The 15,153-nt window shown below is 65.6% G+C and carries 15 protein-coding genes; 9 read left to right on the forward strand and 6 right to left on the reverse strand.

What is annotated here, in order from left to right; genetic code table 11:
• The first annotated feature begins 13 nt into the window (after nt 1–13).
• Nucleotides 14–1,372 carry an NAD(P)/FAD-dependent oxidoreductase gene (locus LX70_RS06795; RefSeq protein WP_105513805.1) on the forward strand — a complete coding sequence of 453 codons (1,359 nt, stop codon included), beginning with the start codon at nt 14–16 and terminating at the stop codon, nt 1,370–1,372.
• A gap of 107 nt (nt 1,373–1,479) precedes the next feature.
• Here LX70_RS06795 and LX70_RS06800 read toward each other — a convergent pair whose 3' ends face one another.
• The 3 genes from LX70_RS06800 to LX70_RS06810 all read right to left on the reverse strand — a co-directional run bounded on the left by LX70_RS06800 (nt 1,480) and on the right by LX70_RS06810 (nt 5,003).
• Entirely contained in the window at nt 1,480–2,781 is a 1,302-nt protein-coding gene (locus LX70_RS06800) for an NAD(P)/FAD-dependent oxidoreductase (RefSeq protein WP_105513806.1), read from the reverse strand.
• Nucleotides 2,782–2,788: 7 nt separating this feature from the next.
• Entirely contained in the window at nt 2,789–4,189 is a 1,401-nt protein-coding gene (locus LX70_RS06805) for an aspartate aminotransferase family protein (protein ID WP_105513807.1), read from the reverse strand.
• 136 nt (nt 4,190–4,325) lie between these two features.
• A complete protein-coding gene (locus LX70_RS06810) occupies nt 4,326–5,003 on the reverse strand; it encodes a GntR family transcriptional regulator (RefSeq protein WP_105513808.1) in 678 nt (225 codons plus the stop codon).
• A 179-nt stretch (nt 5,004–5,182) separates the two neighbouring features.
• On the opposite strand from LX70_RS06810, the gene LX70_RS06815 reads away from it, so the two are divergent.
• The 8 genes from LX70_RS06815 to LX70_RS06850 all read left to right on the forward strand — a co-directional run bounded on the left by LX70_RS06815 (nt 5,183) and on the right by LX70_RS06850 (nt 12,907).
• Nucleotides 5,183–6,265, forward strand: a complete 1,083-nt coding sequence (locus LX70_RS06815; protein WP_105513809.1) for a polyamine ABC transporter substrate-binding protein — start codon at nt 5,183–5,185, stop codon at nt 6,263–6,265.
• A gap of 73 nt (nt 6,266–6,338) precedes the next feature.
• Nucleotides 6,339–7,478, forward strand: a complete 1,140-nt coding sequence (locus tag LX70_RS06820) for an ABC transporter ATP-binding protein (RefSeq protein ID WP_105513810.1) — start codon at nt 6,339–6,341, stop codon at nt 7,476–7,478.
• A gap of 12 nt (nt 7,479–7,490) precedes the next feature.
• Complete coding sequence (locus LX70_RS06825; RefSeq protein ID WP_105513811.1) at nt 7,491–8,390, forward strand: ABC transporter permease subunit; 900 nt, start codon at nt 7,491–7,493, stop codon at nt 8,388–8,390.
• On the forward strand, nt 8,387–9,205 hold the full coding sequence (locus LX70_RS06830) for an ABC transporter permease (protein WP_105513812.1): 819 nt from the start codon (nt 8,387–8,389) through the stop codon (nt 9,203–9,205). Before LX70_RS06825 ends, LX70_RS06830 begins: the two co-directional genes overlap by 4 nt.
• Before the next feature lie 9 nt (nt 9,206–9,214).
• On the forward strand, nt 9,215–10,543 hold the full coding sequence (locus LX70_RS06835) for an NAD(P)/FAD-dependent oxidoreductase (RefSeq protein WP_105513813.1): 1,329 nt from the start codon (nt 9,215–9,217) through the stop codon (nt 10,541–10,543).
• Between the two features lie 29 nt (nt 10,544–10,572).
• Nucleotides 10,573–11,736 (forward strand): M20 aminoacylase family protein, encoded by a 1,164-nt coding sequence (locus tag LX70_RS06840; protein WP_105513814.1) that lies wholly within the window; start codon nt 10,573–10,575, stop codon nt 11,734–11,736.
• A complete protein-coding gene (locus tag LX70_RS06845; RefSeq protein WP_105513815.1) occupies nt 11,733–12,473 on the forward strand; it encodes a glutamine amidotransferase in 741 nt (246 codons plus the stop codon). Before LX70_RS06840 ends, LX70_RS06845 begins: the two co-directional genes overlap by 4 nt.
• A 110-nt stretch (nt 12,474–12,583) precedes the next feature.
• A complete protein-coding gene (locus LX70_RS06850; protein ID WP_211301680.1) occupies nt 12,584–12,907 on the forward strand; it encodes a hypothetical protein in 324 nt (107 codons plus the stop codon).
• Nucleotides 12,908–12,941: 34 nt separating this feature from the next.
• On the opposite strand, the gene LX70_RS06855 is transcribed toward LX70_RS06850, so the two are convergent.
• The 3 genes from LX70_RS06855 to LX70_RS06865 are packed head-to-tail and all read right to left on the reverse strand — an operon-like array spanning nt 12,942 to nt 15,152.
• A complete protein-coding gene (locus LX70_RS06855; protein ID WP_105513816.1) occupies nt 12,942–13,424 on the reverse strand; it encodes a hypothetical protein in 483 nt (160 codons plus the stop codon).
• Nucleotides 13,421–14,422 carry a GTP 3',8-cyclase MoaA gene (gene moaA, locus LX70_RS06860; protein ID WP_105513817.1) on the reverse strand — a complete coding sequence of 334 codons (1,002 nt, stop codon included), beginning with the start codon at nt 14,420–14,422 and terminating at the stop codon, nt 13,421–13,423. The genes LX70_RS06855 and moaA overlap by 4 nt, the downstream gene beginning before the upstream one ends.
• A 55-nt stretch (nt 14,423–14,477) precedes the next feature.
• A complete protein-coding gene (locus tag LX70_RS06865; protein WP_105513818.1) occupies nt 14,478–15,152 on the reverse strand; it encodes a DNA alkylation repair protein in 675 nt (224 codons plus the stop codon).
• Nucleotide 15,153 lies beyond the last annotated feature (1 nt).

The following is a 15,153-nucleotide window of genomic DNA, read 5'->3' on the forward strand; positions in this document are numbered from 1 at the left end:
TGAGGGCAGGGTGATGGGCAAGACGTCAGGGATCGTGTTTCCGTTCCATGCGGGGCATCCGCCCCGGTTTGCGGGGCCGGTCCCGCGTCAGGCGGATGTGGTGGTGATCGGCGGCGGCGTGATCGGCGTGATGACCGCCTGGTTCCTGGCCGCGCGCGGCGAAAAGGTGGTCCTGTGCGAAAAGGGCCGGATCGGCGCGGAACAGTCGGGCCGCAACTGGGGCTGGGTCCGCAAGCAGGGCCGCGATCCGGCGGAACTGCCGATCATGATCGAGGCGCTTGAGATCTGGGCAGGGCTGGCCGAAGCGGCCGGGGCCGATCTGGGGTTTCGCCGGACCGACATCCTTTACGCGGCGAATGATGCGGCGGCGCTGGCGCGTTACGAGGCGTGGATGGTCCATGCGCGCGACCATGGCCTTGATACGCGGATGCTGGGGCGGGCTGAGATCGACGCCTATATCCCCAACGCGGCGGGCTGGTGCGGCGGCATCCTGACGCCGTCCGACGGGCGGGCGGAGCCCTGGGTCGCGGTGCCGCGTCTGGCCGCCGCGCTGGCGGGGCGGGGCGTGAGCGTCGTCGAGGAGTGCGCCGTGCGCGCGATCGACACCCAAGGCGGCGCGGTCGCGGGTGTGGTCACGGAACAGGGCCGCATCGCCGCGTCGCGGGTGGTGCTGGCGGGCGGGGCGTGGTCCGCGCTTCTCCTCGGGCGTCACGGGGTGCGCATCCCGCAGCTTTCGGTGCGCGCGACAGTGGCGGCGACGGGGCCGCTGCCGGAGGTTCATTCCGGCGCCGTGGCCGACCGCGACTTTGCCATGCGGCGGCGGCTTGACGGCGGCTATACGCTGGCGCCGGGGCATTTCCACGAATTCTACATCGGGCCGGATGCCTTCCGGCATCTGCGCGCCTATGTGCCGCAGATCCGCGCGGATCTTTCCGGGACGAAGTTCCTGCCCGCCGCCCCGCGCGGCTATCCCGACGCCTGGCTGACCCCGCGCCGCTGGGCGGAGGACGAGACCTCGCCATTTGAGCGGATGCGCATCCTCGACCCGTCCCCGAACCGGCGCGAGGTGGAGCGGTTGCGCGACTGTTTCAGCCGCGCCTTCCCGGCGCATGGCCGCCCGCCCGTCGCCGCCGCCTGGGCCGGGATGATCGACACGATGCCCGATGTGGTGCCGGTGATCGACCATGTGCCTGCGTTGCCGGGGCTGACGCTGGCGACCGGCATGGCCGGGCATGGCTTCGGCATCGGGCCGGGGGTGGGCCGCGTGGTGGCCGATCTGGTCGGCGGCCGCGCGCCGGGGCATGACCTGACGCGGTTCCGCTTTGGCCGCTTCACCGACGGGTCGCGCATGGATCTTGGCCCCGCCCTGTGACCCATGACGGTCTTGTGAGCCATGACCGCCTCGGGGGGCATTGAGCCCCCTCTCGGCGGGGCGCTCCCGCGCGGGGAGTATTTGGGCAACGAAGAAGCCGGGCGGTGTCAGAGCCGGTCGCGGAGCGAGAACCAGACCATCGCCAGCACCAGAAGCGGCCAGCGCAGCGCCACGCCGCCGGGGAAGGCGCGGGTGGGGACGGTCGCCATCAGGTCGAAGCGTTCCGCCTGACCGGCGATGGCCTCGGCGGCAAGCTTGCCGCCCAGCGTCGCCAGCGCCACGCCATGTCCCGAAAAGCCCGAGACGCTGAGGATATTGCCCGCGACCCGCGCGAAATCCGGCATCCGGTTGAGTGTGATGCCAAGCGTGCCGCCCCAGGCGAAGTCGATTTTCGTGCCTGCGAGCTGGGGGAAGATCTCAAGCATCGGCTTGCGCACAAGCGTGGCGATGTCGGGGAAGCGGTAGCCATAGCTTTCACCGCCGCCGAAGAGCAGCCGGTGATCTTCCGAAAAGCGGAAGTAGTTGATGACGAACTTGGTATCCGCGACGGCGTGGTTGCCCCGGACGATCTCTTCCTGCGCCTCCGCGCCCAGCGGTTCGGTGGCGACGATGAAATTGTTGATCGGCATGACGCGGGCGGCGGTGCGGCGGTCGAGCGTTCCCAGATAGCCGTTGCAGGCGAGAAGGACATGGGAGGCGCGGATGCTGGCGGTATCGGTGCGGATCGTGGCCGGGCTGCCGTTGTCGAGGCTGCGCACCTCGGACCCTTCATGGATGCGCACGCCTGCCGCCGCCGCTGCGCGGGCAAGGCCGAAGGCGTAGCGCAAGGGGTGCAGGTGGCCGCCGCCCATGTCGATATCGCCGCCGTGATAGGCGGGGGAGCCGACGAGGTGGCGCATCTCCTGCCCGTCCAGCGGACGGATCAGGTCGTAATCATACTCGCGCGCCATCTTTTCCGCATAGGCGCGGGCATGGGGCAGGAAACGTTCGCGGTGGCAGGCGTGGATGATGCCGTTCGCAAAGCCCGCCTCGGGCGCGTGGCGGGCGGCGAGGGCCTTTGTCAGCGCGACCGCCTCTTGCGACAGGTCCCAGAGGCGGCGGGCGTGGTCCTTGCCGACCATCGTCTCAAGATCGTCCTGTTCCAGCCGCTGCCCGGTGCCGACCTGTCCGCCGTTCCGCCCCGAGGCGCCCCAGCCGACGCGGTGGGCGTCAAGAAGCATCACGTCGAAGCCGCGTTCGGCCAGGTGCAGCGCGGCCGAAAGGCCGGTAAAGCCCGCGCCGACGATGCAGACATCGCAGGTCAGGTCGCCCTTCGCCGCCGGGAAGGGGCCGGGGGGCGTGGCCGTTGCGGCATACCACGACCGGGGAAACTCCCCGGCCGTGTCATTGGCGTGCAGGACGTTGACCATCGCCCGTTCAGGCGGCCTTGAGAAGCCCGTCGGACTTCAGCCCCGCATAGCATTCGTCAAGCGAGGTCGTGGCGCGGTCGACAAGCACGTCGATCTCGGCCGGCGTGATCGTCAGCGACGGCGCGATGATCATCCTGTCGCCGACATGGCGCATGATAAGGTTGTTGGCAAAGCACCGCTCGCGGCAGCGATAGCCGACGGTTCCGGCATCGGAGGCAAAGCGCGCGCGGGCCGCCTTGTCCGGCGTCAGCGCGATGGACCCCATCAGGCCCACCAGCTTCGCCTCACCCACCAGCGGGTGATCGGCCAGCTTCTGCCAGCGCTCCATCAGGTAGGGATGGGCGACGTCGCGGACATGTTCGACGATCTTCTCGTCCTGCATGATCTCAAGGTTCTTCAGCGCGACGGCCGAGGCGACCGGGTGGCCGGAATAGGTGTAGCCGTGGTTGAAGTCGTCGCCGGAAGTGGCGATCGTCTCATAGACCTCATCGCAGATGATCGAGCCGCCGATGGGCGCGTAGCCCGACGAGAGACCCTTGGCGATGGTCATGATATGCGGCTTGATGCCGAAGGTCTGCGATCCGAACCAGTTGCCGGTGCGGCCAAAGCCGGTGATGACCTCATCCGCGATCAGCAGGATGCCGTATTTGTCGCAGATACGCTGGATCTCGGGCCAGTAGGTCGCGGGCGGGACGATCACGCCGCCTGCGCCCTGGATCGGTTCGCCGATGAAGGCGGCGACGCGGTCGGGGCCGATCTCTTCGATCTTCTTTTCCAGTTCGCGGGCGCGGGCGAGGCCGAAGTCGTCCTCATCCATGTCGCCGCCTTCGCCCCACCAATAGGGCTGGTCGATATGGACGATGTCGGGGATCGGCAGGCCGCCCTGCGCCCAGATGCCCGTCATGCCGCCCAGCGATCCACCACCCATGGTCGATCCGTGATAGGCGTTCTTGCGGCTGATGATGACGGTCTTTTCCGGCTTGCCCTTCACGTCCCAGTAGCGCCGGACGAGGCGGATATTGGTGTCATTCGCCTCCGACCCCGACCCGGCATAGAAGACGTGGTTCAGATCGCCGGGCGCGAGTTCGGCAATCTTGGCGGCCAGCGCGATGGCGGGGACGTGGCTGGTCTGGAAGAAGGTATTGTAATAGCACAGTTCTTCCATCTGCTGCGCGGCGACCTCGGCCAGGTCCTTGCGGCCATAGCCGATATTGACGCACCAAAGGCCCGCCATGCCGTCGATGATCTGCTGGCCCTCGCTGTCGGTCAGCCAGACGCCCTTGCCGCGGGTGATGATCCGCGCGCCCTTCTTCGCCAGCGCCGCATCCTCGGTGAAGGGGTGCATGTGGTGGGCGGCGTCCAGCGCCTGAAGCTCTTTCGTCGGCAAATGGTTGGTGATCTTGGTCATGGCATGGCCTGTCATATCTGTGCGGGTGTGTCCGGGCGGCGGGGCGGTTTTTGTCGGCCGGATGTGCCGACCGCCCCGGCGCCCCGAAAGCTCTGACCAGAATATGATCAAAAGCGGGGGAGTCAATCGGATTTGATCAAATTCCCGTGGTGTCGAGGGACAGACGGATCTGGTCGACGCCCTGGACGATGTCATCCTCGACCGCGCGGGCCAGCGCCTCGGCATTGCCCGCGCGCATGGCGGCCAGCGCCTCTTCATGCCGGTCGGGCAGGTTCAGCGTGCCGAAGCGGCCGCAGACGACGCGCAGCGACGGCCCGAAGCGCAGCCAGAGCGTATGGGTCAGCGCGGTCAGGATCGGCGCGTCGGCGCGGTCGTAAAGCGCGAAGTGGAAGCGGAAATTGCCGCGCAGATAGGCGCCCACGTCACCCGCCGCGATGGCCTCGTCGATCTCATCGTCGATGCGCGACAGCTTTGCGACATCGGCGGGCGTGATCTGCGGGGCGGCCATTTGCGCGATCTTGGGCTCGATCGTCAGGCGGGCAAAGGCCAGTTCGTCGATCTGCGAACGGCTGAGGACCGGCACCATGACCCGCCGGTTGCCCTGAAGCGCCAGCGCGCCCTCCGCCGTCAGGCGCCGGATCGCCTCGCGCACCGGGGTCATCCCGGCCTCGAGCGTATCGGCCAGGCCCTGGATCGTCACCGCCTGTCCCGGTGCCAGATGACCGAAGAGAATCATGTCCCGCAAACGGCAATATGTGATTTCGTGGGATGGCACTTTTGTGGGCGTTTCGCCCGATTGTCGAAGCTTCTCCATCGCATATCCTTATGGGGGCTGCGGGAAATTTTCTTTCTGTCATAATAAAATACGCCACCACGAAATGCCATGTTGAATCGAGTCGCGATTTTTGATCAAAATAGGCAATCGGGGACAGCAACCCACCTGGCGGGCGCGAACCACACGCGCACCGACCAAGACCCTGACTAGGAGGTACTATGAAATTCACGGGGATGACGGCCCTCGCCACGCTGCTGATCGCAGGTGCCGCGGGCGCGGAAGAGGTCCATGTCTACAACTGGTCGGACTACATCGACGAGTCGTTGTTGGGCAAGTTCGAGGAAGAGACTGGCATCAAGCTGATCTACGACGTGTTCGATTCGAACGAACTTTTGGAGACCAAGCTTCTGGCCGGAAGCTCGGGCTATGATGTCGTGATCCCGACCGGGACCTTCCTGCAACGCCAGATCCAGGCGGGCGTGTTCCAGAAGCTCGACAAGTCGAAGCTGCCGAACATCGTCAACGAATGGGACATGGTGGCCGAGCGGACGTCGAAATACGATCCGGGCAACGAATACTCGGTCAACTACATGTGGGGGACGACCGGCATCGGCATCAACGTCGCCAAGGTCAAGGAAGTCCTTGGCGAGGACGCGCCGGTCGATTCGCTCGCCTTCGTCTTCGATCCGGCGAACATGGAAAAGCTGAGCCAGTGCGGCGTCTATTTCCTCGACGCGCCGACCGAGATCATTCCGGCGGCGCTGAAATATCTGGGAGAGGACCCGGACGCGCAGGACTATGACACCATCGCCAAGGCCGAGCCGGTCCTGACCGCCGTCGCGCCCTATGTGCAGAAGTTCCATTCGTCCGAATACATCAACGCGCTGGCCAATGGCGACATCTGCGTCGCTTTCGGCTGGTCGGGCGACATCTTCATCGCCCAGTCCCGTGCCGAAGAGGCCGGAAACGGGGTGGAGATCGAGTATCACATCCCGAAGGAAGGCGCGCTGATGTGGTTCGACCAGATGGCGATCCCGGCGGATGCGCCGAACCCGGACGCGGCACACAAGTTCATCAACTTCATGCTGGATGCGCATAACGCCGCCGCCGCGTCGAACTATGTCTACTATCCGAACGGCAACAAGGCGTCGCAGGAATTCCTGAACGAGGACGTGATCGGCGATCCCGCGATCTATCCCGACGACGCGACCATGTCGAACCTCTACACCGTCTCGCCCTGGGACCCGAAGGTGAACCGTTCGGTCACCCGGCTCTGGACCAAGATCAAGTCCGGCGTCTGACCGTCTGAAAGAAGATCGCCCCGCGCCCTCGACGGCGCGGGGTTTTACAATAAGCCAACAGGACGAGGATATCATGGCCCAGCCCGCAAACCGTCCGGTCTTTGCGCCTTGGGACGATCCCGAGGAAAAGCCGCTGATCCGGTTTCAGAACGTCACCAAGCGGTTCGGAGAGTTCACGGCGATCGACAACATCACGATCGACATCTTCCGGCGTGAATTCTTCGCGCTGCTTGGCCCTTCCGGCTGTGGCAAGACCACGCTGATGCGCATGCTCGCCGGGTTCGAGACGCCAACCGAGGGCAAGATCCTTCTCGACGGGGTGGACCTTGCGCCGATCCCGCCGAACCGGCGCGAAACCAACATGATGTTCCAAAGCTACGCGCTCTTTCCGCATCTGTCGGTCTGGGACAACATCGCCTTCGGGCTGAAGCGCTCCGACATGGCGAAGGACAAGATCCCCGCGCGGGTGGAAGAGATGCTGCGCCTGACGCGGCTTGAGAAATTCGCCAAGCGCAAGCCGCACCAGATCTCCGGCGGCCAGCGTCAGAGGGTGGCGCTTGCCCGCTCGCTCGCCAAGGCGCCGAAGCTTTTGTTGCTGGACGAACCGCTTGGCGCGCTCGACAAGAAGCTGCGGCAGGACACGCAGTTCGAGCTGATGGATATTCAGGAAAAGACCGGCACCACCTTCGTGATCGTGACCCACGATCAGGAAGAGGCGATGACGGTGGCCTCCCGCGTTGCGGTGATGAACCATGGCGAGATGATTCAGGTCGACACACCCGACCGTATCTACGAACACCCGAAATCCGTCTATGTCGCGGATTTCATTGGCGATGTGAACATCATCGAAGGCACGGTCGACACGCTTGAGGGCGACAAGGCCGCGATCGTCTGGGCCGAGGGGCAGCCGCCGATCAACGCGACCGTGACGGAGAGCGTTACCAGGGGGCAAAAGGTCCATTTCGCGGTCCGGCCCGAAAAGGTCGCCATCGCCGCGACCCGGCCCGAGGGGCGCGCCAATGTCATACAGGGCAAGGTCATCGACATCGCCTATCTTGGCAATATCTCCACCTACAAGGTGGAGGTGGCGGGCGGGCTGATGGTGAAGGCGCAGGTCGCCAACGAACGCCGCCTGTCGCGCCGCGACATCACCTGGGAGGATGAGGTCTGGCTGTCGTTCACCGACACCGCCGGCGTCGTCCTGCTAAGCTGAGGGGCAGGGGAGATGAACAATTTCCGCCGCGCCCTTCTGATCTTCGTTCCGTATTCCTGGCTGATCTTCTTCTTCCTGATCCCCTTCGTGATCGTTCTGAAGATCTCGCTTTCGGATTACGCGATCTCCATCCCGCCCTATACGCCGCAGTTGGACCTTTCGGCGGGCTGGGCGGGGATCACGGATTTCTTCGGCAATCTCGATTTCGAGAATTTCAGCTTTCTGGCCTCGGACGCGCTTTACTACACGGCCTACCTGTCCAGCCTTAAGATCGCCCTGATCTCCACCTTCCTCACGCTCTTGGTGGGCTACCCGATCGCCTATGGCATGGCGCAGGCGCCCGACGAATGGCGCCCGACGCTGATGATGCTGGTGATCCTGCCGTTCTGGACCTCATTCCTGATCCGCATCTATGCGTGGATCGGCATCCTGTCGAACGAAGGTTTCCTGAACCAGTTCCTGCTTTGGACCGGGCTGATCGACGCGCCGCTGACGGTGCTGAACACGCCCTCGGCGGTCTATATCGGTATCGTCTACGGCTATCTGCCCTTCATGATCCTGCCGATCTACGCGGCGCTGGAAAAGCTTGACGGGTCGCTGATCGAGGCGGCAGAGGATCTTGGCTGCTCCAAATTCTCTGCCTTCTGGCTGGTGACGCTGCCCCTGTCGCGGCCCGGCATCATCGCGGGGTGTTTTCTGGTCTTCATCCCGGCGCTGGGCGAATTCGTCATTCCCTCGCTGCTGGGCGGCACATCGACCCTGATGATCGGCAAGACGCTTTATGAGGAGTTCTTCAACAACCGCGACTGGCCCGTGGCCTCGGCGGTGGCGGTGGTGCTTCTCCTGATCCTCATCATCCCGATCATCCTGTTCCAGAAGAATGAGGAACGTCAGAGGGAGGCGAACGGATGAACCGCAGATTTTCATGGTTCAACGCGACATCGCTGACCTTCGGCTTCGCGTTCCTTTACCTGCCGATCCTGATCCTGGTGATCTATTCGTTCAACGAATCCAAGCTGGTGACGGTCTGGGGCGGCTTTTCGACGAAATGGTACGGGGAGCTGTTGGGCGATCAGGCGTTTCTTGACGCGGCCTGGGTCACGCTGAAGGTGGCGGTGGCGTCTTCGACCATCGCGACGGTGCTTGGCACGATGGCGGCCTATGTGCTGATGCGGGCGGGGCGGTTTCTGGGGCGGACGGTCTTTTCCGGCATGATCTATGCGCCCCTCGTCATGCCCGACGTCATCATGGGTCTGGCTTTCCTGTTGCTCTTCATCTCCATCGGGCTGGACCGGGGGGTGTTCACCATCATCCTTGCCCATACGACCTTTACCATGTGCTATGTCTCGGTCGTGGTGTCCTCGCGCCTGGTGACCTTCGACAAGTCGCTGGAAGAGGCGGCGCTCGATCTTGGCTGCACGCCCTTCGATGCGTTCAAATCGGTGACGCTGCCGATCATCGCGCCTGCGGTCATCTCCGGCTGGCTTCTGGCCTTCACGCTGTCGCTGGACGATCTGGTGATCGCTTCCTTCGCGGCGGGGCCGTCGTCGACCACCTTGCCGATGAAGGTGTTTTCCTCGGTACGCCTCGGCGTCAGCCCGCAGATCAACGCGCTCTCGACGATCCTGATCGCGGTGGTGACGCTCGGGGTCATCACGGCCTCGCTGGTGACCAAGCGGCAGATCGCCCGGCAGAAGGCGGACGAACAGGCAGCGGCGCGGACCTGAGGGGGCGGGATGAAGCGGATCTATCAGGACTTCGCCTATGGCAACGGCCCGGTGGCGGAGTGCTACTGGGACACCACCATCGCCCGTCCGGCCCGCCGTCCGGGGCCTGCGGGCGAGGTCACGCATGAGGTGGCCGTCATCGGCGGCGGTTATACCGGCCTCTCCGCCGCCTATCACCTTGCCCGCGAAGGCGTCGATGCGGCGGTGATCGAGGCGAACGGCATCGGCTGGGGCGCGTCGGGCAGGAATGGCGGCTTCGGCTCCATGGGCGGGACGAAGGCCAGCGAGACCTCGCTTTTGAAGCGTTTCGGCGCGGCGGGGATGGCGGAATGGTACGCGGCGCAGAAGGGCGCCTGCGAACTTCTGGGCGAGCTGGTGGATGGCCTCGGCCTTGATGTCGATGCCCATTCGCGCGGGGGGGAGATCTGCGTCGCCCACCGCCCGCGCGACCTGACCGCCTTTCGCGCCGAAAAGCCCGATCTGGAACGCGCCTATGGTGTCAAGGCGGAGGTCTACGACCGCGCCGACCTTGAAAGCATGGGCATCACCGGGCCGGAGTTTCACGGCGGCATCCGCCTGCCCATCGGCTTCGCGCTGAACCCGCTGAAATACGTCCTTGGCCTTGCCCGCGCGGCCGAGGGGCAGGGCGTGACGGTCTATGAGGATGCCCCCGTCAGCGCCATTTCCCGCGACAACGGGGCCTATCTCCTGACCACGCCCACGGGCCGGGTGCGGGCGAAGAAGCTGATCCTCGCCACCAATGGCTATTCAAGCGAGGATGTGCCGGGCTGGATGGCGGGGCGCTATCTGCCCGCGCTGTCGGCGATCCTTGTCACGCGCGAGCTGACAGAGGCGGAGATCGCCGCGCAGGGCTGGACGACAGATTACATGGTCTACGACTCGCGCAATCTTCTGCATTACGTCCGCATGTTGCCGAACCGCCGCTTCCTCTTCGGCAGCCGCGGCGGCACCAGTTCCAGCGCCGAAGCCCTGACCGCCCGCCGTGCCATCGTGCGCGCCAGTTTCGAACGCATGTTCCCCGCCTGGGCGAAGGTGGAGACACCCCATTTCTGGTCCGGCCTCGTTTGCCTGACCCGTGACCTGACGCCCTTTGCCGGGCCGATCGGGGATTGGGACAATGCCTGGACCGGCTATGGCTGGCACGGCAACGGGGTGGCGCTGGGGACATGGTCGGGCAGGCTTCTGGCCGGGCTGGCCACCGGCACCCGAACGGCCCCCGCGCTGATGGCGCCGCCGCCCCGGCGCTTTCCCTTCGGTGCGGCACGGCGCGGCCTGTTGCGCCCCGCCTATGCGTGGTACGGCTGGCAGGACCGTTGATCCGGCCGCGACGCCGGAAGGAGGAGCCGATGCCCGTCAAGAACCGCTTTGCGGAGTTGCAGCCCGAAATCGCCGCCTGGCGCCGCGATTTCCACGAAAACCCCGAGCTTCTGTTTGAGGTACACCGCACCGCCGCGAAGGTCGCCACGCTGCTGCGCGACTTCGGCTGCGATGAGGTGGTGGAAGGCATCGGTCGCACCGGCGTCGTCGGCGTGATCCGGGGCCGCAGCGACAGCAAGGGCCGGGTGATCGGGCTGCGCGCCGACATGGACGCGCTGCCGATCATCGAACAGACCGGGCTGCCCTATGCATCGAAGGTGCCGGGCAAGATGCATGCCTGCGGCCATGACGGCCATACCGCCATGCTTCTGGGCGCCGCGAAATATCTGGCCGAGACGCGCAATTTCGACGGCACCGCCGTGGTGATCTTCCAGCCCGCCGAGGAAGGCGGGGGCGGGGGCCGCGAGATGGTGAAGGACGGGATGATGGAGCGGTTCGCCATCCAGGAGGTCTACGGGATGCACAACATGCCGGGCATCCCCGTTGGCACTTTCGCGATCCGCAATGGCGCGATGATGGCGGCGGCGGATCAGTTCGACGTCACCGTGACCGGCAAGGGCGGCCATGCCGCGAAACCGCATGACTGCGTGGATTCGGTTCTGGTCGCCGCCCAGATCATCGTCGCGCTGCAATCCATCGCCAGCCGCAATGTCGATCCGCTGAAAGAGGTGGTCGTTTCGGTCTGCACGGTCGCGACCGAAAGCGACAGCTACAACGTGATCCCGCAAAGCGTGACACTGAAGGGGACGGTGCGGACGCTTGACCCCAAGGTGCAGGATTTCGTCGAAGAGCGCATCAAGGCCGTCGTGACCGGCATCGCCGGGGCGCTGGGGGCCACGGCCGAGATCGACTATCGCCGCGGCTACCCGGTCACGATGAACGCGGAAGGGCCGACCGGCCACGCCGCCGAGGTCGCGCGCCAGATCGCGGGCGATTGCGACATGGGCGTCGCGCCGATGATGGGGGCCGAGGATTTCAGCTTCATGCTGAACGAACGTCCCGGCGCCTATATCTTCACCGGCAATGGCGACACCGCCATGGTCCACCATCCGGCCTATAATTTCGACGATGAGGTGATCCCCTTCGGCGCAAGCTGGTATGCCGGGATGGTCGAGGCGCGGATGCCGGCATGACGGGCAAGCCCTTCCTGATCCTGCAACTCCGCCCCGAGGATGAGGCGGCGGATGAGGAATTCGCGGCCTTCCTGCGCAAAGGCGGCCTGCCTGCCGGTCGCGCCCGTCGCATCCGGCTGGACCGCGAAGACCTGCCCGCCGATCTGAACCTGTCGGATTACGCCGGTATCCTCGTCGGCGGCGGTCCCGGCTGCGTCTCTGACCCGCCGGAAAAGAAAAGCCCCGCCGAGGCGCGGATCGAGGCGGCGATCCTTGGCCTGATGCCCGAGGTGATGGCCCGCGATCACCCCTTCATGGGCTGCTGCTACGGGATCGGAATCCTCGCCCATCACCTTGGCGCGCCGGTGTCGAAGGCGCGTTATGGCGAGGCGGTCGGCCCGGTCCTGTGCCGGATGACCGAAGAGGGGGCCGCCGATCCGGTGCTGGCCGGGATGCCGTCCGAGTTCCCAGCCCTCGTCGGCCATAAGGAGGCGGTGCAGGTGCTGCCCGAAGGTGCGGTCCACCTGATGACATCCGCCCCTTGCCCGTTCCAGATGATCCGCGCCGGGCAGAACGTCTATGCCACCCAGTTCCACCCCGAGGCCGATGGCGACAGCTTCGCGCTGCGCATCCGGGTCTATCGCGACAAGGGCTATTTCCACCCCGATGAGGCGGATCGGCTGACCGACACGGTGCGGTCCGCCGATGTCGGCCTGTCGGGCCGGGTGCTGGCGAATTTCGTCGCGCGCTACGGCTGAACGGCCGGGTAGGGAAATGATGACCTGCGGCGAATCACCTTTTCTGGTTGAGTGATGCGGCCCGGAGATTACCGGGCGTTGTTCGACATCATTTTTCCAAGGAGGTTCCCATGGCAATCGAGTTTCGCCAGCTGACAATCCATTTCGACCCGACCCGCGGCATCCGCCAGCGTGAATCGCAGACTGTCACCTTCAATTCGACCGTGCAGAAGGCCGAGGCGATGCTGAAGGGCTTTCGCCTGCGCTACAACAACGGCGACCATCACGTGCTTGAGGAAGAGGTCGATCTCGACATCACCCGGATCAGCGGCAATGCGGTGACCGTCGCGGCCGATTTCCTGCTGCGTGACAGTTCCGGCAATATCGACGACCCGTTTTCGGGCTATGTGCAGGCGGTGGTGGTGGCCGATACGGCGGCCAATCCGCAGACCTGACCGGATCACCGGCGGCGGCCCATCGGGCCGCCGTTCACCCCGCCGCCCTGCGCCCCGTCCCCGGCGCGCGGTTCAGGCGCGACAGCAGCCACAGATAGGCGACGCTTGCTCCGATCCAGAGCGCGGGCGTCAGCAGGGGACGGTAGAACAGTTCGGCAAACGGCTCCCCCGGACCCCAGGTCGCGCCGAAGTCGATGGCGTAGGAAAAGGCGATGTCATCGGCTATGAAATACCAGCCATAGGCGAAAAGCAGCACGCTGAGCGCCCTGAGCGGCCAAGGTCCCGAGATCATCGCCAGCACCGCCAGCGGCGGGACCAGAAGCAGCCCGCGCAGCCCGACCTCGATGGCCAGCGACAGCGGCGTCACCTCGATCGACGGCGTCATCCCGTGGCCGATGCCCAGCACCTTCGGCCCAAGCCCCGCCATCAGGTTGACCCAGACCGTCGCCGCGGCCAGCGCGGCACCGGCAAGCGCGATGGCCCCCGCCCGCAGAAAGCGCCGCAGTTTGGGGGTCATCCGCCGGTATGGCTCATGTGGCGCGACATCTGGCCTTCGACCTTCTGGCGCGAATAGTCGAAATCGTGGCCCTTGGGCTTGCGCGCGATGGCGCGGCGGATCGCGTCCTCGACCAGTTCGTCACCCTCGCTGGCGCGGAGCGGCGCGCGCAGGTCGGCGTTGTCTTCCTGCCCGAGGCACATGAACAACTCGCCCGTGCAGGTCACCCGCACCCGGTTGCAGCTTTCGCAGAAATTATGCGTCAGCGGCGTGATAAAGCCGATCTTCTGCCCCGTCTCCTCCACCCGCACATAGCGCGCCGGGCCGCCGGTGCGTTCGGAAAGCTCGGTCAGCGTGAAACGTTCGGCCAGACGGGCGCGCAGGTCCTTCAGCGGCCAGTACTGGTCCAGCCGCAACTCCTCCCCCATCTCGCCCATCGGCATGACCTCGATGAAGGTCAGGTCGTTGTCTTCCCTGGCGCACCAGTCGAGGAGCGGGAACAACTCCGCCTCATTGAAGCCTTTCAGCGCGACGGTGTTGACCTTGACGCGGATGCCCGCCGCCTTCGCGGCCTCGATCCCCTCCATCACCTGCGCGAACTTGCCCCAGCGGGTGATGTCCTGAAACTTCTGCGGATCGAGCGTGTCGAGAGAGACGTTGATGCGCCGGATACCGCAATCCGCCAGCTCCTTCGCGAACCGCTTGAGCTGCGAGCCATTTGTGGTCAGCGTCAGTTCCTTCAACGCGCCGCTGTCCAGATGCCGGGACATGGCGCGGAAGAAGGTCAGGATGTCGCGGCGGACCAGCGGCTCCCCCCCGGTGATGCGCAGCTTTTCCACCCCCAGCCGGATGAAGGCCGAGGACAGGCGGTCCAGTTCCTCAAGCGTCAGAAGATCCTTCTTGGGCAGGAACTGCATATGTTCCGCCATGCAATAGGTGCAGCGGAAGTCGCAGCGATCGGTCACCGAAACCCGCAGGTAGGTGATCGGACGGGCAAAGGGGTCGATCAAGGGTGCCATGGCATCAATCTAGGCCCGCCGAGGGGCGGCGGCAAGGTGGGCCAAGGTCGCAGGGTCAGAGGTATTTTGCCGCTTCCTTGCGCGCGAAGGGTTTCAGGCGGTCGCCATGGGCGGCAAGGAAGGCGCGCACCCGGTCGGGGTCATGCTTCGACAGCTCCCGCAGCCACCAGGCGATGGCCTTCTGGATGAACCATTCGCGGTCGTCCGCCATGCCAGCCGCCCAGCCCAGAACCCGGTCGCGTATCGCCAGGTCCTCGGGCTTGGGGAAGTTCTGCTTGGTCCAGGGCAGGGTGACGACAAAGGCGGCGCGGCGGGTCCAAAGGCTCTCCGCCCCGGTCCAGCCTTCGACCTCGTCGATCCGCGACGGGTCTGCGACCAGTCGCCGGGCGCCCACCTCGCAGGCATGATCGGCGATGGCCCAGGCGTCGAAGTCCGGCACCCAGGCGGTGAACAGGTCCCAGACCGGGCCGTCATCCCGGATGCGCGCCTGCGTCAACAGCTTCGCGGCCGCGACGCGCGCCTCATGGATATTCGTCCGCCAAAGCGCATCGGCCAGCGCCACGCGGCCCGGCACGTCCATCCCGTCGCGCCAGCCCTTCGCCAGATCGGTGACGACCGGCACCGGCACGCCCAGATAGTCGCGCGGGGCCTTGTGATAGGCGGCGGCCCCGGCGGCGCGGTCGGGGTCGCCCGCCGCGCGCAATTCGGCCAGCGCCTGTTCCGCCGTCACG

Origin of the sequence: Albidovulum denitrificans, assembly GCF_002973535.1 — a bacterium.
GTDB classification, from domain to species: domain Bacteria; phylum Pseudomonadota; class Alphaproteobacteria; order Rhodobacterales; family Rhodobacteraceae; genus Albidovulum; species Albidovulum denitrificans.

Bases quoted from the DNA above. Each gene is read 5' to 3' on its own strand.
- LX70_RS06845 (WP_105513815.1), top strand. From the start codon at position 11,733: ATGACGGGCAAGCCCTTCCTGATCCTGCAACTCCGCCCCGAGGATGAG.
- LX70_RS06795 (WP_105513805.1), top strand. From the start codon at position 14: ATGGGCAAGACGTCAGGGATCGTGTTTCCGTTCCATGCGGGGCATCCG.
- LX70_RS06805 (WP_105513807.1), bottom strand. From the start codon at position 4,189: ATGACCAAGATCACCAACCATTTGCCGACGAAAGAGCTTCAGGCGCTG.
- LX70_RS06835 (WP_105513813.1), top strand. From the start codon at position 9,215: ATGAAGCGGATCTATCAGGACTTCGCCTATGGCAACGGCCCGGTGGCG.
- LX70_RS06855 (WP_105513816.1), bottom strand. From the start codon at position 13,424: ATGACCCCCAAACTGCGGCGCTTTCTGCGGGCGGGGGCCATCGCGCTT.
- LX70_RS06810 (WP_105513808.1), bottom strand. From the start codon at position 5,003: ATGGAGAAGCTTCGACAATCGGGCGAAACGCCCACAAAAGTGCCATCC.
- LX70_RS06840 (WP_105513814.1), top strand. From the start codon at position 10,573: ATGCCCGTCAAGAACCGCTTTGCGGAGTTGCAGCCCGAAATCGCCGCC.
- LX70_RS06850 (WP_211301680.1), top strand. From the start codon at position 12,584: ATGGCAATCGAGTTTCGCCAGCTGACAATCCATTTCGACCCGACCCGC.
- LX70_RS06800 (WP_105513806.1), bottom strand. From the start codon at position 2,781: ATGGTCAACGTCCTGCACGCCAATGACACGGCCGGGGAGTTTCCCCGG.
- LX70_RS06825 (WP_105513811.1), top strand. From the start codon at position 7,491: ATGAACAATTTCCGCCGCGCCCTTCTGATCTTCGTTCCGTATTCCTGG.
- LX70_RS06830 (WP_105513812.1), top strand. From the start codon at position 8,387: ATGAACCGCAGATTTTCATGGTTCAACGCGACATCGCTGACCTTCGGC.
- moaA (WP_105513817.1), bottom strand. From the start codon at position 14,422: ATGGCACCCTTGATCGACCCCTTTGCCCGTCCGATCACCTACCTGCGG.
- LX70_RS06820 (WP_105513810.1), top strand. From the start codon at position 6,339: ATGGCCCAGCCCGCAAACCGTCCGGTCTTTGCGCCTTGGGACGATCCC.
- LX70_RS06815 (WP_105513809.1), top strand. From the start codon at position 5,183: ATGAAATTCACGGGGATGACGGCCCTCGCCACGCTGCTGATCGCAGGT.